The sequence below is a fragment of the Leptolyngbya sp. CCNP1308 genome (genome assembly GCF_034932455.1).
In the GTDB taxonomy this organism is placed as follows: Bacteria; Cyanobacteriota; Cyanobacteriia; order Phormidesmidales; family Phormidesmidaceae; genus Nodosilinea.
Genome location: NZ_JAYGIH010000004.1, coordinates 50066 through 72267 on the forward strand (window position 1 = coordinate 50066; position 22202 = coordinate 72267).

At 48.8% G+C, this 22202-nt stretch carries 25 protein-coding genes; 5 read left to right on the top strand and 20 right to left on the bottom strand.

The genetic code is table 11. From position 1 onward, the window contains the following. Positions 1 to 4 precede the first annotated feature (4 nt). The 20 genes from VB780_RS03315 to VB780_RS03410 form a co-directional block, all read right to left on the bottom strand. Positions 5 to 1276: an IS256 family transposase gene (locus VB780_RS03315; RefSeq protein WP_323349715.1), complete on the bottom strand. Its 1272-nt coding sequence runs from the start codon at positions 1274 to 1276 to the stop codon at positions 5 to 7. Continuing rightward, a complete protein-coding gene (locus VB780_RS03320) occupies positions 1269 to 1739 on the bottom strand; it encodes a GIY-YIG nuclease family protein (RefSeq protein ID WP_323349716.1) in 471 nt (156 codons plus the stop codon). Before VB780_RS03320 ends, VB780_RS03315 begins: the two co-directional genes overlap by 8 nt. Before the next feature lie 338 nt (positions 1740 to 2077). Beyond that, complete coding sequence (locus VB780_RS03325; RefSeq protein WP_323349717.1) at positions 2078 to 2701, bottom strand: hypothetical protein; 624 nt, start codon at positions 2699 to 2701, stop codon at positions 2078 to 2080. Positions 2702 to 3029: 328 nt separating this feature from the next. Then, positions 3030 to 3527 (bottom strand): hypothetical protein, encoded by a 498-nt coding sequence (locus VB780_RS03330; RefSeq protein ID WP_323349718.1) that lies wholly within the window; start codon positions 3525 to 3527, stop codon positions 3030 to 3032. 208 nt (positions 3528 to 3735) lie between these two features. Continuing rightward, positions 3736 to 3909: a hypothetical protein gene (locus VB780_RS03335; protein WP_323349719.1), complete on the bottom strand. Its 174-nt coding sequence runs from the start codon at positions 3907 to 3909 to the stop codon at positions 3736 to 3738. An 88-nt stretch (positions 3910 to 3997) separates the two neighbouring features. Beyond that, a complete protein-coding gene (locus tag VB780_RS03340; RefSeq protein WP_323349720.1) occupies positions 3998 to 4441 on the bottom strand; it encodes a hypothetical protein in 444 nt (147 codons plus the stop codon). 60 nt (positions 4442 to 4501) lie between these two features. After that, complete coding sequence (locus VB780_RS03345; protein ID WP_323349721.1) at positions 4502 to 4960, bottom strand: hypothetical protein; 459 nt, start codon at positions 4958 to 4960, stop codon at positions 4502 to 4504. A 67-nt stretch (positions 4961 to 5027) separates the two neighbouring features. Further along, complete coding sequence (locus VB780_RS03350) at positions 5028 to 6497, bottom strand: hypothetical protein (RefSeq protein WP_323349722.1); 1470 nt, start codon at positions 6495 to 6497, stop codon at positions 5028 to 5030. A gap of 23 nt (positions 6498 to 6520) precedes the next feature. Continuing rightward, entirely contained in the window at positions 6521 to 7099 is a 579-nt protein-coding gene (locus tag VB780_RS03355; RefSeq protein WP_323349723.1) for a hypothetical protein, read from the bottom strand. A 41-nt stretch (positions 7100 to 7140) separates the two neighbouring features. Then, positions 7141 to 7614, bottom strand: coding sequence for a hypothetical protein (locus tag VB780_RS03360; RefSeq protein ID WP_323349724.1), 474 nt, complete (start codon positions 7612 to 7614; stop codon positions 7141 to 7143). Positions 7615 to 7960: 346 nt separating this feature from the next. Continuing rightward, on the bottom strand, positions 7961 to 8281 hold the full coding sequence (locus tag VB780_RS03365; RefSeq protein WP_323349725.1) for an HK97 gp10 family phage protein: 321 nt from the start codon (positions 8279 to 8281) through the stop codon (positions 7961 to 7963). Then, on the bottom strand, positions 8278 to 8667 hold the full coding sequence (locus VB780_RS03370) for a hypothetical protein (protein ID WP_323349726.1): 390 nt from the start codon (positions 8665 to 8667) through the stop codon (positions 8278 to 8280). The genes VB780_RS03365 and VB780_RS03370 overlap by 4 nt, the downstream gene beginning before the upstream one ends. Before the next feature lie 2 nt (positions 8668 to 8669). Continuing rightward, on the bottom strand, positions 8670 to 9104 hold the full coding sequence (locus VB780_RS03375) for a hypothetical protein (protein ID WP_323349727.1): 435 nt from the start codon (positions 9102 to 9104) through the stop codon (positions 8670 to 8672). Positions 9105 to 9129: 25 nt separating this feature from the next. Further along, positions 9130 to 10188, bottom strand: coding sequence for a hypothetical protein (locus VB780_RS03380; protein ID WP_323349728.1), 1059 nt, complete (start codon positions 10186 to 10188; stop codon positions 9130 to 9132). A 27-nt stretch (positions 10189 to 10215) separates the two neighbouring features. Then, positions 10216 to 10875, bottom strand: coding sequence for a hypothetical protein (locus VB780_RS03385; RefSeq protein ID WP_323349729.1), 660 nt, complete (start codon positions 10873 to 10875; stop codon positions 10216 to 10218). Between the two features lie 202 nt (positions 10876 to 11077). Further along, positions 11078 to 13018, bottom strand: coding sequence for an NERD domain-containing protein (locus tag VB780_RS03390; RefSeq protein ID WP_323349730.1), 1941 nt, complete (start codon positions 13016 to 13018; stop codon positions 11078 to 11080). Positions 13019 to 13187: 169 nt separating this feature from the next. After that, positions 13188 to 14714 (bottom strand): hypothetical protein, encoded by a 1527-nt coding sequence (locus VB780_RS03395; protein ID WP_323349731.1) that lies wholly within the window; start codon positions 14712 to 14714, stop codon positions 13188 to 13190. Positions 14715 to 14716: 2 nt separating this feature from the next. Then, positions 14717 to 15757 (bottom strand): hypothetical protein, encoded by a 1041-nt coding sequence (locus VB780_RS03400; protein ID WP_323349732.1) that lies wholly within the window; start codon positions 15755 to 15757, stop codon positions 14717 to 14719. Positions 15758 to 16044: 287 nt separating this feature from the next. Beyond that, on the bottom strand, positions 16045 to 16527 hold the full coding sequence (locus tag VB780_RS03405; protein ID WP_323349733.1) for a hypothetical protein: 483 nt from the start codon (positions 16525 to 16527) through the stop codon (positions 16045 to 16047). Positions 16528 to 16674: 147 nt separating this feature from the next. Beyond that, entirely contained in the window at positions 16675 to 17085 is a 411-nt protein-coding gene (locus VB780_RS03410; RefSeq protein ID WP_323349734.1) for a hypothetical protein, read from the bottom strand. Between the two features lie 544 nt (positions 17086 to 17629). On the opposite strand from VB780_RS03410, the gene VB780_RS31310 reads away from it, so the two are divergent. From VB780_RS31310 to VB780_RS03430, 5 genes are all read left to right on the top strand, one after another. Next, positions 17630 to 17836: a helix-turn-helix domain-containing protein gene (locus tag VB780_RS31310; protein WP_416349196.1), complete on the top strand. Its 207-nt coding sequence runs from the start codon at positions 17630 to 17632 to the stop codon at positions 17834 to 17836. A gap of 2 nt (positions 17837 to 17838) precedes the next feature. Beyond that, positions 17839 to 18039, top strand: a complete 201-nt coding sequence (locus VB780_RS03415) for a hypothetical protein (RefSeq protein WP_323349735.1) — start codon at positions 17839 to 17841, stop codon at positions 18037 to 18039. A 93-nt stretch (positions 18040 to 18132) separates the two neighbouring features. Next, positions 18133 to 20172, top strand: coding sequence for a hypothetical protein (locus tag VB780_RS03420; protein WP_323349736.1), 2040 nt, complete (start codon positions 18133 to 18135; stop codon positions 20170 to 20172). Between the two features lie 635 nt (positions 20173 to 20807). Beyond that, a complete protein-coding gene (locus VB780_RS03425) occupies positions 20808 to 21428 on the top strand; it encodes a hypothetical protein (protein ID WP_323349737.1) in 621 nt (206 codons plus the stop codon). 507 nt (positions 21429 to 21935) lie between these two features. Beyond that, positions 21936 to 22076: a hypothetical protein gene (locus VB780_RS03430; protein WP_323349738.1), complete on the top strand. Its 141-nt coding sequence runs from the start codon at positions 21936 to 21938 to the stop codon at positions 22074 to 22076. The last annotated feature ends 126 nt before the right edge of the window (positions 22077 to 22202 follow it).

Genomic DNA, 22202 nt, shown 5'->3' on the forward strand with positions numbered 1-22202 from the left:
GAGATTAGGCGGCGTCCTGCTGTGGGATCAAATCAGCCTTGTCATTGGCTCGACAGCCATCTTTGAATGGGACTCCTTCAATCACATCAGCGAGGTACTTAAAGCCTCGAATTCTGAGCCAGCTTTTCTGAGCACTCTCGACCAGCTTGAACACCAGGGCCAGGATGGTGTCCTTGGAAACACAGCCTCTGATTTTGTCGGTTCTGAGGCGTACGGTGGCAAAGGTGGACTCAATGGGATTGGTAGTGCGAATATGCGCCCAATGCTCAGCGGGGAAGTCGAAGAAGGTGAGCAGGACATCTCGGTCTTTGACCAGACAGGTGACGGCTTCTGGATACTTCGCCTGGTAGGTCTTGCTAAAGCGGTCTAAGGCCTTATTCGCCTCTGCTTTAGACTCAGCTCGATAAATCTCCCAAATCGCGCGTTTGGCCTCCGGTTGCTGGCGTTTCGGTAATTTGTTGAGCACGTTAGCGGTCTTATGCACCCAGCAGCGTTGTGTCTTCGTAGATGGAAACACCTGAGGCAGCGCTTTCCAGAAGCCTAAGGCCCCGTCACCAATGGCCAATTCAGGATCCTGCGAGAGCCCTTGGTCTTTAAGGCGTAACAACAGGGATGTCCAGCTCAATTCAGACTCTCGATAGCCCGCATCAAGGCCCAGGAGTTCTTTGTGTCCTTTACCCGTGACGCCGATGATGACCAGAATGCACTGCCGCTCATCGGCACGAATGTTGAAGTAGATGCCATCAGCCCAGACATAAACGTAGCGCTGCTGTCGCAGAGACCGCTGTTGCCAATCTTGATGTTCATCGCTCCATTTCGCCTTCAACCGACTAATGGTAGCCGGAGAGACCCCTTTGGCTTCAGCCCCTAGCAGCGCGCTCAGGGCCTCGCTAAAGTCGCCCGTTGAAACGCCTTTGAGATACAGCCACGGCAGAAGTTCTTCTACGCTGCTGGCACGTTTTAAGTACGGTGGCAGCAGCATAGAGTTGAATTTGACGCCGCTGCCACTACGGTCCCGGACCTTGGGAACTTGGATCGCTACCTCCCCGACCCCGGTTGTAATCGTCCGTTCAGGCAAGTAGCCGTTGCGCACCACCACCTGGCGGCCTTGCTCATCACGATGGTCTTGATACTGCCCTAGAAACTCTTGCAATTCGGCCTCCACCGCCTGGGCGATGATCTGACGGGCTCCTCGACGAATTAGATCGCTGAGGGCGTCGCTGAAGGTTTCCGTTGGCTCCAGCGTGGGTAATGAAATAAGATTGTCGCTATTCATGGTGTATTCCTGGTCTGGTGGTTTGCTTCATCCAGCAGGATACGCCCTTCCTTCTTTCTCCTCCATACACCAGAAACGAGCATAGCTCGGTCTCTTCAGACTTAGCGAAATGTTTCGTAGAACCTGCAACTCTGCAGAGGTTGTAACCAGCGTCGTTGTCTGCCCAAGGCTCCCAGGTATCAAAATAATACTGTTCAAAGAATAAAACCTTGCTCGCTTCACACTCTTCTAAAATCCAGACTTCAAAACCATCTAAGCCATAGGCGTTAAAAGCTCTCTGCAATGGGATGCAGTTGTGTTTGTCTTGATGTAGGAGATTAAAGTGCTTACTAAAACGACTCTTAAAGCCCTTTTTATCTTGAGTGCCGCCGATGTAAATCTTACCGTTCCTAGTATTTACTATGGAGTAAATTCCTGTGGTTTCTGGTAGGAGCCTATATTCAGCTAGTTTATAAGTTCGCATTTGTTTTGTCGTTTATTTGCCCACCTGATTAGTATCGGCAAATAGCACTAACCAGGTCTGGCCAATCTCCTTGGCTACGATTCTGGTTTGGACGGTATTTGCCATAAAAATAGCCCCGCGATTGCAGGGCTGTAAAGGAGCTATTTTTGTAAATTTTTAGCCTTCTACAGTCTGTTGAGATGCATGAGAGCATCCCATATAGGGCTTCAAATTTACAACTTTATGGAATGATTGAGAGCTACAGAGAACCCTAAATCAATCAAATGAAAGTTTTCTCAATAGTTACCAGTACAGATAGACCATCTATGCGGGTAATGAAATTTGTTGCCTGTCACTGTCTATCCTAGCCCTACTGCAACTCCAGATTCAACTAAACCGGAGTAGTTGCCAATAAAGGTACCAGAAAACTCAGCTGAATATGCAAAAGTGCCAGGTTCAATTAAACCACTACCGAAAAAATTAATGTTGCCTAATATCTGCTGTCCGTCAGGGCTAAACTGTAGGTTGATTTCCCCTGCCAAAATTTGTTTTGGAGCCGATAATATGCCGCTGCTGGAGTTAAATGTGTTGAGTTGACTAGCTCGCGCTGTTGTTGGATCTTCTATTAAAATTGAATATGTACCTGTAAGTGGATCAAAACTCTGCTCGACGACATCGATAGCAGCCTGCTGAGAAAAATTTCCGCCTGCGTAGGCATGTAAAGCGGTATTAGAAGCAAACAGGAGTTCTCCTGGTAAAACATTAATATCGAAAACACTGCCGACAAACAAACCTAAATCAAAATAACGGTTAGGGTCAGTGTCTTCAAAGTTTGATGGAAAAATAGGTTGTTCAACCACCAAAAAGCCGGGCTGAGAAAAATTCGCAATCGGCGTATAAACAGTTTCTGAAGACAAAAAAGCCGTATTGCCCGAAAAAGTAGTACCAGTCAATTCAATTTGATATGCGTTTGCCAATGGCATAAGTAGAAGCCCCTGGTAAGAAACAACCTTGTGAGAATGACAGCGCTTAATTTATCGTGACTTTAGTGATTTCAGCTATTTGCATAATATTTTTTTAACAAAGGGCGGGATGAAACGTTTTACTTGGATAAAGGATGGGCGGTTGTTTGAGAATGTTAGGCTCAATAGATTTTCAAAATCAGCATTAGGTGCATGCTAGTCTTGCAAGTCCAAACGTGAGACGCCATTTCAAATCCCTCGCTTCTCAGAGTTTAACAACTATGTATTTATGCCTACTGCAAAAGTGGGTTCAAGCTTGTACCCATATCCTACTTGTTTAAGAATTGCTTTATGCCCTACAACACTTCCAGCCTTTGTGAGTAGCTTGTTGGCCTTCAGCGACCCTCAACATAATGTTGAAGTCTAGTTTCATGATTTCGCAGAAGGCGTTTAAGTTAACAACACCAACCTCTACATTGTCAGGGCCTTTCACGTAATAGCGGGCGCGGACGAAGTTATCTTTAAGTGTGAGCTTCTTAGGGTTCCGCAGTCGATAACCATGAACTAGCCAGGACTGCTGACCATCATCAGAGGTGAGGACGTAGGTGTCCGAGGAAGGGAGTTTTTCTTTAACAGTTAGTTTATTTGGCCCAATCTTTAGACCGATTAAAGAAGCATCTGTAGGCTTCTTTCTTCGTCCCATTGTGGCAGGTTCAGTCAGGGTACGTTCGACAGACCAACCTGCTTTGACGCGACCTATAAGGGTAACTTCTTTGATGTTTGTTTCAGCAGCCCACTCTGCGTAAGTCTGGGTTTTGCCTTGATATGTAAGGGTTTTAGCGGCCATTTGTTTATTTGTTAGATTAACTGACTCTTTTAGAGTACGGAAGAGTCAATATATTTAGGTGGCCAATTTGAATCTTGAAAGCCTTGTATAGCAAGGCTTTCAAGCCTCTCCGTCGAGGATGCCCTGTAACGAAGTGCAGGTCGCAGTATATAGACCCATGCCGTTTCGTTCGTTGTGGGGCATCCTGAGAGGACTATTTTTCGGAATTTTAGCCATTTTCAACGGTTTCCCACTCGATCGCTTCTTCACCACCAAAAAGACCGAATACTTTCTGATTTGTCTGCTGTTGCTTCTGTTGCTCAGCAGCTGCTTGTTGAAGCTTCTGAGTTGTTTGAACAATCTCGACGTGATACAAGGCATCACTAATGTCGAAGTCCAGCATCTTCAAATAGGCCTCATTAATAAAGCCGCCGCAGGCTGACAGTATTAAGCAGAGAAGACTCTCAGCCGTGAATCCTCGACCGGCAATACTAAACTGAAGCTCGGGCGGCTTGCTCTGCTGCTTTCTTGGCTGCTTCGGCTTCTTTTGCTTTGGCGTTGAGATACTCAAACACAGATTGAAAGGTGGCGAGGGCGCTGCCCAGGGCCTCCATATCCCGAATGTCTAGGTCATCAATCCAGCTGTCAAAGTCTAGGGTGAAAGGCTCACCATTAACGTCAGTGATGCACAGGTGGCAAAGCTTAACCGTGACACCAGACTCGCTAGCGTAGATGGCATTCTCAGGGTCTTTAGCCCAAGAATCCATCAGTAGGAATTGCTTAACTTTGGGTTCTTTGAAGGTGACTTTATCGCCATTACGCAAGGTGACGCGGACTTGGCCATTGTCTAGAGTTTCAACCACAACGTCCTGAGAATCAGCTTTAGGCTCAGGCGCTGCCGATTGAGGAGAGAGTTTTAAGGTTTTAGTGGGCATCTTTTTATTTGAGAAAGGGTGTTAGGCCCGCGCGAGCAGGCCATTTGGGAGCGCTATAGATTAGGTGAAGTCGTAGTCATCAACGCTGTAGGTTACAGACAGCTCGACAACGTTGTCACCAGCGCCGGTATCCATCGAGTTCATGAATTCGAGCTTGGTCAGGCGACAGCCATAGAAGAACAGAGCTTTGCTGCCACGTTGCTCGACACCATCACAGCGGCGAACAGGTCGTACTTGAACCTGGAAAGGATCGCCGCAGCGAACGCTCTTTGCCCACTCGTAGGCAGCTTGGTCATCAGCATTGTCAGGGTCAAAGGGACGACTGATAGTAACTTCAGCGATTTCAGACGAGCCAGAAGTGGCGTGGCGTTTACGGTTGGTGCTGCCATCAGAGAACATGGCGCGGCTGATAGTCTCAGACAGACCAGACATCTTAGACCAGTAACCAGCAACGCCTTCCACGGTGACGAGCACGTCACTGTTGGTCATTGGGTCTTTTTGTTGTAATCGAATCGACATTGTTAGGAGTAGCTCCAGAAAGGTTGTTAAAGGGTTAGGGCCCAGCGGTCAAGCCAGGCCCAGGTGACTAGTTGGTGATGGTCTGACCAGCAGCAGCAGCGCTTTCGACTTGGCCGATGCCCACGCGGATGGTGTTCACCAGGAGCTTCTCCAAAGTTGGTGAAGGGGCGACGTACACTTCGAGGAGGACGTTACCGTTCTCAAGGTCATCAGCTTGGTTGTTGGTGCGATCGCAAATGCAGGCGAAGGCTTCCTGTTCGCTCTGGCCGTAGAAAGCACCACTGAGCCAGAACCGGCGACAGATGGAGCGAGCAGTCTCTTGAATACGAGAGAACAAAATACCGAAGCCATCGACGGTCGAGAAAATCTCGTAGTCAAAGGCATCGCGCAGGGTGCCATTCAAGGCATTCAGGATGACCCTGGTGTTGACGAAAGTGTAGAAGCTATTGCTGGAGCGGGTTCTAGCGCCCCAAGCGACTACCCCAAGGTTCAGCAGGAAGCGAACGAGGTTGATGCCTAGGGGGTTCAGAACAGATTGTTGCGTGTTGCCAAACCGGGTCTGAACATCCTTGACACCCTGAACCGGAAACTGAGCGCCAGCGGGAGGTTGATGGAAACCTTGAGTACGGTAGCGACGAGTGGCTAGACCAGCGATCGCAGCAGAAGGAGGTACAACACCGTCTTCGATGTCGATTAGGTAGGGAGCGTAGTAGGCCAGGTGACCTTGAGGAGTACTGTACTGCTGACCATCGGTCTGAACCTGAGCCACGGTGGTTAGACCAGGGCCGCAGTCAACGAGAGCCATCCAGTCGTAATCTTTGTCGGCGCAGAGGTTCTCCATAGCAGTACCCAGGGCCAGACGGTCGGTAGCAACGCTCAGGTTCTGGAATGCTTCAGGGGCAATCAAGAAGCCTTGCTCAAGGTTCTTACCGCCCAGGGCATCGAAGGTATTTTCGACTGCATAGATGTAATCGGTGGCGGTCGGCAAAGACGCAGGGGTGATGTCATCGACCTCTAGGTCAGGGTCAGACGACACCACGGTCAGAGCGGTAGCAGGATTGTCAGAGCGAATCAGAATGCTGTCAGTACCACCAGAAACAGCGGTTACAGCGGAGGCAACAGCAGAACCGTTGATGGCCAGGACATACTTGGCGATCGCCTCAGCTTCAGTCTCATCACCCACCAAAGTCGTGGAGACAGCGGTGCCATTGACGGTGATAACAACATCGCCAGCGGTTACGTCAACGAGAGTAACCTCGAACAGGTCAGCGATTCGGGTGCGAATGAAGAACAGCTTGCCCTGCCGGTCGTTGCGGAAGAACAGCTTCACGCTTGCCTCAGAAGGGCTAGAGCCAAACTGGTTGGTGAAGTCTTCTAGGCTGGTGCACAGGGTGGGGGTGCCGTAGTCACCAGTGGTTGAACTGCCGACCATGTAGACAGTATTAAAGCTTGCGAACTCAGGCGCTCGGTAACCCGCGGTGGTCTCGACAAGAAACGTGCCGGGTCGAGTAAGGTTGGCAAAAGTGGTGGATACCATTAGTTAGATAATTCCTAATCTGATTAGTTGGAGATGTTGACCGTGAGGGTCGCGTCTAAGGTTGAGTCGTCGGGTTCGTCAACATCGAAACCAGTCTTGGCTCGATAGACACCGATGGTGAGTTCGTTGAGTTCGGGGGGTGGCTCAGGCGTTGGGCCAAAGGCAGGGTCTAAGCCAAAGTCCGTCAAGATGAACTCAATGCTGAAAACTAAGTTGGCGTAGACTAACCAATCACCTTGGTCGGTACCATCACGCTCAACCTGAACGGGAAACTCATTCGTTGCTGGGACAGCGCGGCGAATACCACCACACCCAGACAGCGAGAGCAGAGCCTGAGCTTGGATGTACTGAACCAATCCCTCCAACTGCACCAGAGGCAATTCGTTAAGGGTTAAGTCGCCAGGGTAGCGATAGACAATGCTGTAGCTGAAGGAGCCAGAGCCGGTGATGCCCGTAACCTCTGAGCGCTCGAAGATTAAATCCTTACAGGGAAACTCAATGGCTGTATTCGCAGGGTAGAAAGCTTCACTGGTGCTGGCCACCGAGTAAAGTTCAGCGGGCGGGTCAGCGTCGTACTTATCGATTCGAATGAGCGAAGACATCCAAGTCTTCAATCTCATTCGTGTGGTTTGGATGTTACTCATTAGTCTTTGTCGCGTCTGAGCACCAGCTTCCATAGCGTGTCGTCTTTGTCATCTATATGGAGGATGCGACAGGACATGCTAGCTGTGAGAGCTTTAGTTATTTCATTTGAATAAACTGGAGCGCTGTCCGCTGAGTTTGTTTCAACATCCACGAAGGCGATCGCGCGTTTACCATCAGCTCTGACGAATCTGTCGTAAGGAACGGTGCGAGCTAACTCAACATAGATGTCAGCTGCTGAAACAGAGACGGCGGTTTCATCATTTCCGAGGAGCAAGCCAATCAATCGCGGCGGGGCCGAGGTGATGTAGGGTCGAGGGACGACAAGGAAATCTTCAATGGTTGAAGCAGTGCGCGCGGTATTGAGCGACTGATGACGAAACAATAGAGTACGCCGCTGAGGCAGGCCCAATCGAGTTTCGATAATAGCGGCAACATTCTCGACTCCAGCAAGTTTTTGAAAAAGGTTTGGCATCGTTAAACTGGTGTTGAGAAATAATTCGCAGTCTCAAATTGAGTCTTACGAATGTCAGAAAAAAGCTGAAAAATAGGCCCTTTTTTGGGGTGTTTTTGGTGTGCCAAAGTTGGTACAAATTGGCGCACTGTGGCACAAATGCGCCAAAGTTGGCACACTTTTCGAAACTCCTAAAAATGTGCGCCAATGTTGGTACTTATGCGCCAACTTTGGTACAGAGTGCGCCAATGTCGGTACACATGCGCCAACTTTGGCACACCATTTTTCATGAGTAAAAGTACTTAGTGAGATGAAATTTTTCAGACTCTAAAAAAAGTTTTTGATCTTGCCATGAGTCTTGCCTATCTCAATTCATTTCACGGTCAATATTTTCGTCAAGTGCGCGCGACAGGTAGCGATCGATCTCTGGTTGAGAGCGGCTAGCCATCAAAACTTTTTGCTCAACGAAGCGAGCGTATGGAGCTGAGTTGTCAAAGTAAAACTGATTCCAGCTTTCGATTTTGCTGAACCAAGAATTTTGCAGTCTCCCTGTGCGAACAGGTGTTCTCGCCTTGAGAATCCCCAAGCCGTAGTCGGCAGTGTCGCTCATTGCTTGAGAGACAGCACGACGGAAATGTAAGTTGGGATTCTCATGGAGAGGCCCGGACGCTACGAAGGAAACTTTCATTGGTACTGAGTTGTATGTCTTTTAGCAGAGGAGTACTTGCTCCAATAGATCGGAAGGTTGACGCGACGGGCTAGCTCTTCGAGAAGAGTGTGCCCGTCGCGGTTTAGATGCTGAAGGTGGAACTTCCAGTTCAACTTAGTGTGAGACGTGGAGCCAGCCATGCTGGACTGTCGCGATTCCTTCTTCTGCTCATCGATTTCGTCAAGTTCATCGAAGATGACAGACACCCGGTCGATGGTTGCCTGGGAGTAATCCTCCTCTAGTCGGCGCTGCAGAAAGATTAGTCCATCAGTTGCGTAACCAGTTTGAAGGAGGATTGTCCCATCGCTCGGGTAACCCAGCCTGATGAAAATATCTTCGATTACGCTAGGGTCGAGCTTGGCCATTCTTACGCCTCGAAGTGTCTGCGAGCGAGAACCTTGATAGCGACAACATCGGCTGGATCAGTTTCATCGATCGCAGCCAGATCCTTTACACGAACTTTCCCGCCCGCGGGTACGAACATGTTCGCAGCCAGGCTAGGAGAGCCGCCAATGAGGAACGAGCGGGTAGCATCGGTTTGAGATGCGGCCAGGTTAGCGGCAACAGCGGTCTGGTAGAAGACTTCGTCATCAGGGCCAAGCACCTGGGCAGAGTGAGTTCGGTTTCCTACAGCAGCGGTGGTAGTCACGGTAGCGACCACGCCCAGGATTTCCCAGGATTCACCAGCAGGTACAGTCGCTAGGTGGGTAGCATCAACATCACCAGAAATGATGGCGACAGCCTTAGAGATATCAACAGTAGGGGTGACATACATTCCCCTAACAACAACAGAGTTAGACATTGTGATTTCCAGAGAATTAAAGAATTTAGGCCGCGGTCTGAGCTACGTCATCCAAGATGGACAAACCCTGAATGGGGTCATGGCACTTGAGCTGCAGGGAGATAGAGATCTCAGCTTTGAAGACATCGGGATGGTTGTCAGAGACATCGGCCATACGAAACTTCAGGCCCTGGTAGGAGAAGAATGAGATCTTGCTGTCCTCAGTGCCGGGTGAGCCCTCTTCATCGAAGACGTACATATCCATCTTGCTGGGGTCGATAAACCGCATTTGGTTAGCAGTCGCGGCCACAACATCAGACACGACAGGGATGCCTTTGATGGCATAGCCAGCGAATGGCTGAATGTTCGCGATCATGTTGCCGTAATCAGCATTGACCTGAGTCTCAGCCTGATAAAGCTTTCTCAGTACGTCTTGGTCAATCTCATCGCTAGTCAGGATGAGAAGATTTGTCCCATTGTTTCGAGCAGAGGTCGCGCCAGCAACCCGACGATCGCGCAGCAAAGCAGTGACACGGTCTACGGTTAGAGCCTCAGGGGTTCCAGGAGTTGCACCCTGCTTGACGATGCATTTCCAACGTGGGTAAGTAGAGCGAGAGATGCCAGCGTAGCTACCCGTCTGGGCCGCGATCGTGTTTAGACCAATTACCCCAAAGTGAGTGGCGTTAGCAGTGCCGTTACCGGTGTACAAAACCCCATTGATCTGCTGGGTAAGAGACCGAAGAGCATCAGCGACTTCAGTGCCTACAGCAGAGCGAACCGCCTGAATTTTGCCAGTAGCAGCAGCTTCGATGAGGTCACGACGACGAACGTTCATCTGATACTTGAAGTAATAGTCAGGAACGGTCAGGGCAGCTTCTCCAAGGGAACCAGCAGTATCGTCAGCGAGAGCGCCTGCGAGAGCACGGCCACCAGAGGCAGCATCAGTTAAACGAGCAGACCATTCGATTGGGCGTTGGCGAGTAAGTTGTGAGCGAGATGCTAGGAGACCCAAAAGAGGGGTTTCAACCAAGCGAGTCTCGGCCAATGTTTGTTCGGCCACAGCCGACATGAGGTCAGCAGGGCTGTAGGTGTTGATATTTGTCATCGATGTTTTGCTTTGTGGATGGAAAGGTTAAAGAGCGAGTTTTGCTTCGCCACTTTGAAGCTCTGCCGTGATCTGTTCGAGGCGAGAGCTGTAGGTGGTTTTAGCGGGGGCAGTCGTAGACTTCGTTTCAGTGCTTCCCGACCCGCTGACACCAGAGGGAGGGATGAAAAACTTACCTTCGTCAGAAGCCAGAAACTTTGTGATGGTCGTTTCTAGAGGAGCGACATCATCGTCCCCATGTTTAACGAACCATTGGTCGCCTTCCTGCTGAATCTTGTCGCCGTGGTCAGCTAGGAATAAGCGGTAAAGAACCTTTTGGTTCAGTGCGCCAGTGCCTGCGATCGCCTGAGTGAGGGCAGAATCCCGCTTGGCCTGAAGAGTCTCTTGTCGTTCCCGCTCACGCTCAGCTTGAAGCTCAGCGAGTTGGTTTTGGAGAGCTTTGAGGGTTAGCTTTTGACTGCCGGTATCGTCAGGGTTTTCAGCGCTAGAGTCAGCCGCTGGGGCCTGAGGCGCATCCGTTATCTTCTGAAGCAGCTTCTTTGTAGCAGCAACAGCGCCCGCGTTCGCAGCATTGACCTCGGTTAGGACTTCGGTCTTAAAGCTATTAAGGAGGGTGGTGAGCTGTTCTAGGGTTACAGGTTCAGACTGAGGAGTTTCTGGTTGGTTGTTGTCTTCTGATGTCGTCATTGATTTTTAGATGTCCGTTTAGGATTTTTCTGCATGGCAAAACAAAACCGCCCCGACTGCAGTAGGTCGTGGGCGGCTGTATCTGGATATTTATAGAGCCCCTTACCAGTAGGGGCATTCACTTAGCTTTCGCTTTTTCGGAATGGGGTTAAGGACGAAGAAGTATTGCTATCTTGGTATACCGAATCAAGTTTTCAGCTGTTTAAGCAACGCGTTCATCTCTATGTCTGAATGTACTAGTATTCTGAATACACTGCATTATTTCAGAGGCTCTCACTAGTCTGCCAGCCTTAAGGGTTTTTACATCTTGCTCCACAGATTCGATTGTACTAATAAGGTTATCTAGTGTTGTCACACGACGAAATTCGCTTAGCTTCATGGGTATGTCAGAGATGTCAGCTTCACTCTTGAATACGACAATGCCGTATGAGTAAGCTATCCTTTTTCGGGGTGATTTCTTTAATCTAGGCCATTTTTTCGATAGGTCTTCGAATACTCTCATTAATGACTTAGCATACGTATCAACCTGCATATAGGGATTGATTCCCCAAGAGGACATAACCTCTATCTTGTGACCCTGTGAGTTCTGACAATACCAACGACTATTAAGAATATTTTGGCCAGAGATTATTTTTCCGCCATAGCCCTTTGCTTCTATGACAGCTAAAAAAGATTGGCCAATCACCACAAAGTCAGTTGCTTGGCTGCATTTTCCATCTCGGCTTGCGTCATACCTAAATAGGTATTCCCATTCTCTAGATTTAATCTTTTCGCAGCCATCTAGGACTCTGATCACTTCTTTTTCAAACTCATTCGCATCTTGGTTCGGCTGGGACACCTCTGAGAGCTGTTGTTTAAAGCGTTCGTTTTCCTTAGCAAGAGACTGGTTTTGTAGAACCATCTCTTCTTTTGAGTGATGAACTTCTTCAGCTCTTTTCTCAGCTTCATCTTTTTCTTGATGAGCCTTGTCAAGTTGCTGTTCGTAAAGCGCCTTTATCTCCTGCTCGGATCTAACTTGAGCATCTTTAGTTAAGAGTTGTTGGCTCAACTTTTCTCGGTCTTGTAGAAGCTGGTTAAGTTCTTGCTCCAGTTTTTGCTGATCTTGGAGTTTGCTTTGCTGGGCCGAGCCTAATTCTTTCTCTTTCTGTTGCAACAGCTCTTTGTTTTCAAGCAACTGCTTCTGAATATCGATTCGAGACTGTTCATCGGCTTTAATTTTGTTATCCTTAATCTGAATCTCATTCTTTAGCTGCTGAATTTGGTGAACAGCTTGACCCCTATCTCGGTTAAGATTCTTTAGTTGGATTTCTTTTTCATAAATTGTTTGCTGGTGCAGCTGGATAAGTTTCTGACTATCGCTGAATTGGCTCTCTAGCAGCTGATAATCATTTAGTTGGTTTTGAAATCTAAGTTCCTGAGCCTCGGATTCGGCCTCTTTCTGTCTCAACAACGACTCTGATATACGCTTCTGTTGCTTCCATTTCCCGTTGGTTAACTCAATCACAATCCATGACGCAAAACCTAAAGCAATAGCGAATAACGTTGTGAGAGCATAATATTTTTTGGCTCCGCTATCGGCCCAGAGTCCTTCTGGCCAGCTCCTTATCCACACGAAATAGGATGAAAAGAAGTTTGGTGACACGCCTCGAACATAATAAACTCGACCAATTACTTCACCCTGGTTGAGAAAACCAGTTGCCTTTCGGGCATCATCGCGCGCATCATTATATTTTCCCTCTGCGTACAGAGGTGGCGGATCTCTGAGTAGATCGTATTCAGACTTTGCAAGCGTGCTTGCATCAAGAAGATTGCTCCATGAGAAATTTGAATCAGTCTTAAATCGAACTTCTTCGCCGGGGCAATCCCTTCTCTCTATCGTACAATTCGTAACGACAAGTCCAAAGTGACCGTAGTTGCTATCTAGTGTGCGCTGAATTTCTCCCTCATCTCCTGCCATAAGAGCATAAGAGAGTTTAGTTGGCAAAGTGTGCGAAAGAATATTAAAATCTACTGTCTGGACTCTATAGATGGTGTTATCCCAATAGCCTCTATGATTGGCCTGATTTATTAGGGCGGAAGCGCCAAATGAAAAGCAAAAAACATAAAGGAAGCGGCTGACTGGATTATTTATTATTGATGGCATAGTCAGGATACATAACAGAAAGATTACTCACGCTTTCGCTTGAGTTCCCATCTGTCAGGTCAGGAATAGTAAAGTTTTAGATAATTTCCATAAGTCTCCGTAAAGGTATCGGCACAACAAAGAAACCTCCAAAGCAGCCGTTGCTCAGGAGGTCAGGTTATCTGAGAATTTATATGACTCCGTTAGTGGGGGCAGGTTCGACAGGTTGGGGGATTGGCTCAGGCGGGGGTGCATCTGCAACTTCATCGAGAACAGCCTGCTTCTGCTCAGGTGTTAAATTCGACATCAGCAGACTCAGCAGCCGCTCCCTGATCAATATATATAGAGTGGGAGTCAAAACCGCTTGAAGCCGCGCCATATCGATCCCTAGCAGCATGTTCAGAGCTTCGATGAGGTCTGTCAGGCGATCGCCGCCGAAGTCGTCTAACCCTGACACAGCAAGGGTTGAACCACTGTTTCCTTCAGCCCGCTCTACCAGCTGATAGGTGTCCTGAAGCGCGTCGGTAAGGATGTGGCCATAAGACTTAAGGCGGTCGTTTTCGATCTGGAAGTCCATTTCCTTAGAGACACCCGAGGCCTCGATTGCCTCTTGAACGTAGGCACCGCCTACGCCTAGGATGGCTCGAATCTGCTTCTCTGCCTGGGTTAGAGCCTTATCGACGTGAACGAGAATGTCGCCCTTAGGCTCACTCCACTCGAACTTATCGACCTGTAGAACGTACTGCAAGCCCGTTGGTAGAGGCTCATCAGACCCAACGTAGGTATCACCTAAGTCGCTATCGGGCGTCTGGATAGGCTTGTAGGTTCGCTGTAGATAACTGGCGGTCAGTAAGTCATATCTATGGCATTCCAATCGAAGGCATTCTTCGCCCTTCGCGTAAGCCTGGTTTCCAGACCACTGGGACTCATCCAGCTCCAGCCGAGCGACGGGCAGGGCACCAAAGCCATGCGCGACAGGGTTACCAGCTGAAGGAACAGCGGGCTCAGATTCGTGGACTAAAGGATTACCATCTTTATCGAGGAGTTCAAGAATATTCCCCTTGCGATCAAGCTTGACGTAAGCCTCATAGCGGGCGATATGCTCTCGATCGATGAAAGTCCACCTGGCCATCTTCATAGGCTCTGTCAGTGGATTGATGACATCGACAATCTGAAAGACCTTAATCCAGTCCAGCTGCCCATTCGATTCACTCCATAGAGAAACCTGAGGTGCTGGGTAGACCACAATTTTAGACCGTAGGCCCATCTGCTCTTCTTCAGCCTTGGACTGAGGAGGTACTGGCGCGGCGGTTTTATCGACGTGAAGGAAGACGGTTTTGAACTTTAAGGCTTCAGCGAAGATTTGCTCAACCAGCTGTATTTCGGTACGACCCTGGCCATCATTATCCTCTCGAAACTTCTCCCAGAAGTCTTCGCTAGCGGCATTGCTGACGTGAACCGTGCCGCTGGTAATCTTACTGGCCAGCTGCGAAAGGTTAGAACCTAGGGTATTGCTGTAGGCAAACTTCTTCAGACGAGCCTCGTAGATTGGGTCTTCTTCGCCAGGTCTCTGCTCAATAAAGAGAGAGAGTTTGTCCCTTAAGCGCCAGCCACCCTCGCTGAGAAGAGAGATTCTCTCTAGGTGAGGCTTCATCGCTGTGTAGCTAGGATGCTCGGCCAGCAGCTGTTTGAGGAGAAGTTTAGGAGGATATTCCATAGTTAAGCTGCTTGAGCGAAATTTAAGACGTGATCGCCGTGCTTGAATTCGAGAGTGCCAATAACGTGCATGGCCGCGTCGAGACAGTGATCTTGCTGTCCTTTCGCGGGTTTGTTCAACAAGTTTCCGTCTGAATCCTTCTCTCGGTGGTAGCTGCTAAATTCGTCAAAGAGAGCAGCAGTTTTGGGCGTGAAGTAGAGACGATTTTGATAGAACAATGAATCGCCAATAGCAACTCGTTCCATAGGGGATGGCTTTGATCGCTTTACTTCAACGCTACGCTGCAGCGCTGGGACACTATGAAGCTTTCCATAGCGTCTAAAACTGAGGATGCTGCCAGGCCTGTCATCCGGCAGGAATGGTCGATAGATGTTATATTCCTTGGCGAACTTAGCAGCCTGTTCTAGAAGCATGGGCTCAGTGATAGGCAGGCCCGAATCGTTCTTCCAGAAATCCAATAGGTAGTAGCATCCGCCGTGGGTTAAGCCAACAACGACCATCGCGGGGTTGATGTCGCCCCAGTCAACACCTAAGTAGACAGACCGAAATGAATCAGGCACTTCCGTTGCGATGTGGTGCCGCTCGATCGCGCTGAATAAAGCGCCCTCAAAATCTTCCCAACTGGCCTCGAACTCTTGCCTAAAAACCTTCGGGGGTAGTTCACGACGGGCACGCTCCAAATGTGTTTTAGGGAAAAACGGATTGTGAGAGGTGTGGAAGTGGAAATAGCTCCAGTCAGGTTCTCGTAATGCCTGCTCGTGAATTTTGTAGAAATAGCTGGTACGACCCTTGGGAGTTCCAATTAAAAGCGCGCGCCAGTCTCTGTTTCTTGCTAGTGCAGGGAATACAATCTCATCCCAAACGGTAGGGCCAACGTCCTGAAACTCATCCATCAAGCTGGCATAGAGGTTAAGCCCACGCAGGCGATCGCCTTGGTTATCACAACCCCTCAAAATCAAGTCAGGGCGGGATCCATAGAAGGAGATTCTATAGTCGCTACGATTGATGTTTTTTACTAAAGGACAGTTCTCAAGGGCATTCAATAGGGGGCCCCAGTGGATGCTTCGACACATTTTCAGTGTCGGCATCAAGATAGCCACAACCTGTGGACTAAGTGGGTCAATCGTCCCTGAGTAGGTTAAACACAAGACAATCGCAGTCGTTAGCAGTAGTCTGGACTTACCTAAGCCACGACCGGCGCAAACGACTGAGACACGAGACTTACTCTTAAAGACCTTCATCTGGGCCTTATGCAGGCTCAGATTTAACGAGGCCATTTTTCTTCTATATACAAGGAATGATTAGGGGCGAACCTTACATCGAAGCGGGGTCAATCCTCGGGTTCGCTAAACTCGTCATCGTCGTAATCATCGTCAGGCTCAGCCAAGCCGATGGTTAAATTGAATTGTTGTTCGCCGCTGTTGAGCTGTAAGAAGCGCTCGACCATACGGTCGGATGGCAGTACGGTTTCAGTGTCCTTAAAAATGACTACGCCAGTAGCGTCAGTGCGAGTCTTGACCCGCTGGATTTCACCCTTAAAGACTTTTAAGACATAAGCTTCAGCGAGAGAGCGACACTCTTCAAGCGTATCTAGAACCGCAGTGGTTTGAGACTGAACATAACCGGCTTTAGCAGCTTCGATTCGAGCTTTGAACTCAGGATGCTTCTTACTCCATAGATAGAAAGTATTCCTATCCATACCAGCAGCGTTAGCCGCATCAAGGTTAGTCCCGCCGCGCTCTAGTACACCAACAATCAAGTTGACGACAGCCTCTGAATATTTAATTCTGGCTCTAGGCTTAGGCTGTGACATATGCCTATAAAATGCTGACTAAGTTTATAAGTGCCTATGAAAATAAGAAGGGCCCCACCGAAGTGAAGCCCAGAGTCCCGAATTAAAACCCAACTCAAGGAGGAGAAAGACACACATTCCCTCTACCTTTACAGCATGTGCAGAAAACTAAATCACTTGATGAACGACATAGGCAAGGTGATTGATCGCAAGCGGCAACAAGTAGCTCTGATAATCACTCAGGCGCATGCCAGGAGGAACCAGCTTAGAGAGCTGAGTGTTCGCTACAACGCTGTCGCCATAGTAAGCATTCAAAGTGCATCTGTGAATGAAGTCTAACTTGTAGAGAGCTTCCCGCATGGTCTGTTGATCTAGGACACTTAATAGAGTCTTTCCAGGGATTAACTCGTAGTTCTCCATATACAACCGCGCGAAGTGCTCTTCATCAACGCGATCGAGCTCTCCCTCGTAGTAAAGCTGAACAGCCTCTTCTAACTCAATGAGGTTGATGTAGGGACAAAGTTGGCGCTCGACGGGTTCTAGATAGTAACCCTCTTCCATAGCAGTAGGCTCTAACATGCCAGCACCTCCCGGTAATCACCGATGCGACCACATTCTTGGTAGGTAAGACGGTCTAACTTCTTTTCAGAAAGGACAACGCGCGCGCTATGAATCTCGCTCTGTATGATTAAGTCGAGATTTTCGACTAACCAAATAGAAACCTCTTGTCTAATTCGAGCGCTTTTAGAAAATAGGTGAGGTCTGATTACCACGAAGATTCCGCGCCGGGCTAGTGAAGCATAATCTCGATGGATGTGATGTTGAAACCTATAACATAGCGTGCGGTAGGCGATACCAGAACGGCGCGATAACCCCCGCAGGCTAGGGGTTTTGAGGTATTCAAGGAAGAGCCGCCGCGTGGCTTCTCGTCTTTTAAATTGGTTTTTAGTCATTACTCTTGAGCCAGGAACTTAAGAGTAGGGTTCCATATTAATAGTGGCTTTGTCTGGCCATTCTTAGGGGTTTTTAGGGTATGCCTCGTTCTGTTCAAGCTCGCGTAGTACACTTGTCTTCAACAACTTTTAGATGTATAATTTAAATAAGAATTCGACAAGTTCAAATAATGTTTCACTGCCGACTTAAAGAGTATCTAGACGCAGCCGGTCACAACCGAGAATGGCTTATTAACGAGACTGGGCTGGGCTATGCAACCGTCCATAAATTGTACAGAGGCCCTGTTAAGCAAATCAGCGCTAAGACGTTCCTGGCTTTGAAGAAAACTTTTGACTTGGATTCAGTCGAAGACATTTTCACACTCACAGAGGACTAATCATGTACACAGCACAAATTACAGCCTGCAAGGGCCCCAACGAATTAGGAACGACAATCTACCGCGATCGCCCGATCGTCTCAGTAGAAATCGAGTTAGTAAAAATTCAACTGGAGCAGCTGCTCAGTGCCCCAGCATCGTTCGTGGTTCAATACGCGCGCGAGGCTGACCACACCTGTGGGTCACAAATGGATTTGGATTAGTAGGCACAAAAAAGCCGCTGCTCGACACAACGGCTTTTTTAGAAATTAGTTTACTCGTTCAACTCACCGCAAACATCTTCCAGGAAATTTACGATGCACACCGAGAATGACTCTCTAGGAAAATCCTCAATGCAATCTGATTATAACACAGCTGAGACTCAAAAGGGTATAAAACAAGACCTACAACTAGCCAACATCCGGCCTCATTGCCCTAGAACAGTTGCCGCCTTCTACGCTTTGCCCGAAGAAGAGATTCTACCTAAGGCACGCCAGCACTTGGGTTACAGAAGCAGCACACCCATCGCCCGTCTGCTGCGTAGCTATTTCATAAGGACTCAGGGCGTAGACAATATATTGGCCGCTGCTGCTGGTGAGATTTTATTGAGCATTGTCTGTAATGCCTACCGCATGAAAACGAGGTCTAATCCTGAGCGTTTGTTTAAGGATAAGATTCCCGTGTCGATCATCAGGAGTAAGCTGACCGGGCAGGATTACGAGACTTGTGAAGTGAGTCGCGGCATCATTACGCTGAGCGGGGCTTTCTTTGAGGAGGTGCTTGAGCCCCTAGAGAAGATTTATGTTGACAGCGATCTATTCGGTCGCATGCCCTTGCTTGAAATAACCCCGCAGAAAAAGGGTCAGTGCCGGACGTACAATGTCATGGGACTACAGGTGGCTTTGTCCGAGCAGATTCAGCACGGCTGGGAGGATGTGGAGATTGTTGCTAAAAGCGACTACAGCAAGCCCGCTGGACTGTCTGATGATTTTAATAGCGGGAACCTAAAGCCTTTTACAATTGACGCCGCTAACAAGTTCGCTAATGCGGAGTTCGAATTCAACGTGGAGTTGTTCAGCCGCAAAGGCGCTCAATTCATCCACGCCCTAGCACTATCTGGTTGCCCTGAATGGACACACGACCTAGTTGGGCAAAAGGCTTATCTGGCAAGGCTCACCAGCCTCTTAGGAACCCTAGGTACGATGGATGCCCATAGCAAGGAGCAGTTTGTAGGCATGGTGCATATGACCAGCTGCGGGCGGCTCTATCCTGAGGGTGGTGGAATCGTTAACCTACCCAAGCCCCTACGCTGGCTGCTGATTGGAACTCCTCATAAGGGCCATGTCCTGGTGGATATTGACCTCAAAAGCTGCCAGATGGTGGCTCTAGCCACAATTCTGAAGTGTGACGAATCGCTGGAGCAGATTCTCGATATTATCCACAACGGCAAGAGCCTGTGGGAGCACCTAGCGCCCAAAGGGTTTGACCTTAAAACAGGCAAACCGGCGCTGAAGCAATTGATTTATTCTTTCTGTTTTGGAATGCAGCTCAGCTGTTTACAACAAGAGACCAACAAAAAGCTAGCCAAGATGGGGGTGGGCTTTCGGTTCAATAAAGAGCAGATTGACGAGATTCTAGCTAGCCCTGTCATGGCTCCTCTGGTTGAGGCACGCGAGCGGTTCTTTAAGAAGTACAGCTTAGAGGCGATCGACAAGCTGGTTCAAGGTAAGCGCAAGGTTGTCATAGAGAACGAACTGGGCCTAAGCTTTAATCTCAAAGAGCGTGCGGAGGAACTAAGGGCTGAAGCGCTGAAGAAGGGTAAGAAACCTGATGAAGTGAAGATAGCGGGCAAGTTATTAGCTCACCTCGCTCAAGGCTCTGAGCAAGCCGTGATGCAGCAGTTCCTAGCGAGCGCCATCATCTCGAAAGAGAATGATGTATACCCCATCAATTTTCAGTATGACGGCTGCACGTTGTCCGTTCATATGGACAGAGTTAACGAGGTGCTTGCACAGTGCGACGAGTGGATGGAGCAAAACCACCCGAACCATAAGTTCGAAGCTGAAACGTTGTGGTTCTTAAACCATCCTTCTTTCCGCACCCACTGTGCAAACCACATGTTGGAGACCGAGTGGATATTGTCGGGCCGCTACAAGAAAATGAACCATGATAGTAGGGGGATGCTACTAAATTACGTCCACCTGGATGGATATTGGTACAGGACAACGCGCTGGGATGGGGAGAAGAGCTACACAGTAAACGAGCAAATGGATCACCCGTGGGTAAAGATAAAAGAATACTGGGAGAGAGAGGAGGCGGCACGTTTGGCGGCGAAGGCTGAGCGTTTGGCGGCTTAGTTATCGTCAGGGCTCACACAGGTCGCAAGGCTCTCATAGGGGGGGGGCCTTTTTTTTGTTGGGGGGGGGCGCGCGGCGGTTTTTTTCTTACGTGCTGACGATTTTTTCCCCTGTCTTGTTGAGTAAAGGATAGTTGGATGAGCGAGGTAGTTAAGGTAGCTGGCAGGCACATGGTAGGCGGGCATTAATAGGATATGTATACTATGTAGGTGAAATGAACATATAGAATAATTGCTGAAACCCTTTCTGTGTAAGGCCTTCAGCCGACGACCAAAAAAGGGGCAATCCCGCAAATCATTTTTCGCCAATCGCTGAAACCCTTATATACCAAGGGTTTCAGCGATTCACTGTTTTTGGGATTGCGGGATTCCCGAAACCCTTACACAGCAAGGGTTTCAGCGATTCGACCTGTTTTCCACCCCTCCAGCCGCCCGTTTTTGCGGCGATTCTGCGGAAAAGTAACTCCATGTGGCCCCAAACGCTTCAATGGTGGAGTTACTTTAACTCCACCATTGAGTTATTCAAGTAACTCCACCCCCTCGGCAAATAGAATTGCATAGAAGTAACTCCACTATGGAGTCAAAGTAACTCCACCCATGATACAATGGAGGTAACTCCACCAAAAGGGTAGACCTATGTCCACTGGCAAAAAGAAAATCTCCGCGTACCTCACCCACGACCTAGAGGCCCGAGCCAAATCACTGGCGGCATCTAAGCAAATGAGCCTCTCCACCTTCGTTGCTTACCTTCTGAGCCGGGAGGTTGAAGCGCACGAGGGCACCACGCCCGCTTCAACACAGGAACCCTCTGTACTGCCCGCAGTACAGCTTGAAGCCCCTGAGCTTCCCCAGTCCGCCGCTGCGGTTAAGTCTGAGCCCGCTAAAGAAACTAAAGCGCCCGTGCTTGACGATGATGATGAAGACGACGCTGTTCTATACACACCGCCGCCGAGAAGACCGCGACCTGTTGTTATTGAGGAAGGGCTCTCAGCATATGAACCGCCATCCCGAGAGAGAATGCATCGAGAGATTGGGATTGCTAAGCAGGTTCAAGAACCAGCCGCTCAGTTTAATGATGACGAAAACCCTTTCCCTGACGACGAATGTGAACCAGAGCGTGATTTTGACGACGAATACGACGAGGATTTAGAGCGAAGAAAACAATGGGAGCTTAACAGCATCAAATCCCAGTTCAGGAGCAATCCAGCCAAATTGAAGGAAAAAGTGGCCGAGTGGAAGGAGAAGTACGAGGCGTGACAAAAGCATAAATCACTCGCTAAAAGGCTCCCAACGGGGGGCCTATTTTTATGGGCATAAAACCTCAAAAGATGTTCCCCTCAGAAACGCCAGGTTGACCACCTCTCACCACTATCGACCTGGTATGTTTCAGTCATGGAACAAATTAGAGTAAACACCTATGAAAGTCGTTGTAAATTTCTCATTCGAATCGCCCGGCTTGGAACAGAAGCTCAAAGATTTACGAGCTAACCGAGACCGGAAACTATTTCCCAGAAACGAGAACTTTTACGATTTTCTACGGGTGAGGAGATGCCAGTGGTGGTTCTGGGAGCAAGGCCAGCGGGCCATTAGTCTCGAAACTCTCCGCTCGATCGAAGCCAAGCTCGAAACCAGTCTTAATGTTTCAGTCCCCAATCTTTAGGAACCGCATCATGCGAACCCAACCCAACTTAAATCCCGAAGTCGAAGCTGCCCTCTTAAAGCTTGAGGTGCTTCTCACCCGCTATCACCAGGAGAAATCACCCAATGACAATCAAATCTCAAATGGAATATCTTGGCAAGCTCCTGCCGGGGATGCTTGATCGAGCCGTTATCGAAAATACTTTGAGGCTTCAGAACGCTGAATCCAAAATTGAAAAGGGCTCTCTAGCTGCTGCAAACAACTAGAGAGCCCATGAGCTGAAGAAGCTGCAAACTTCCAAGCTCGATTTCACAAAACGCACCCACGTCAAATAGGAGGTCTTGCTGCTTAATTCTAGCAGGCGGGCCTCCACCCGATCTAATCAAATGGAG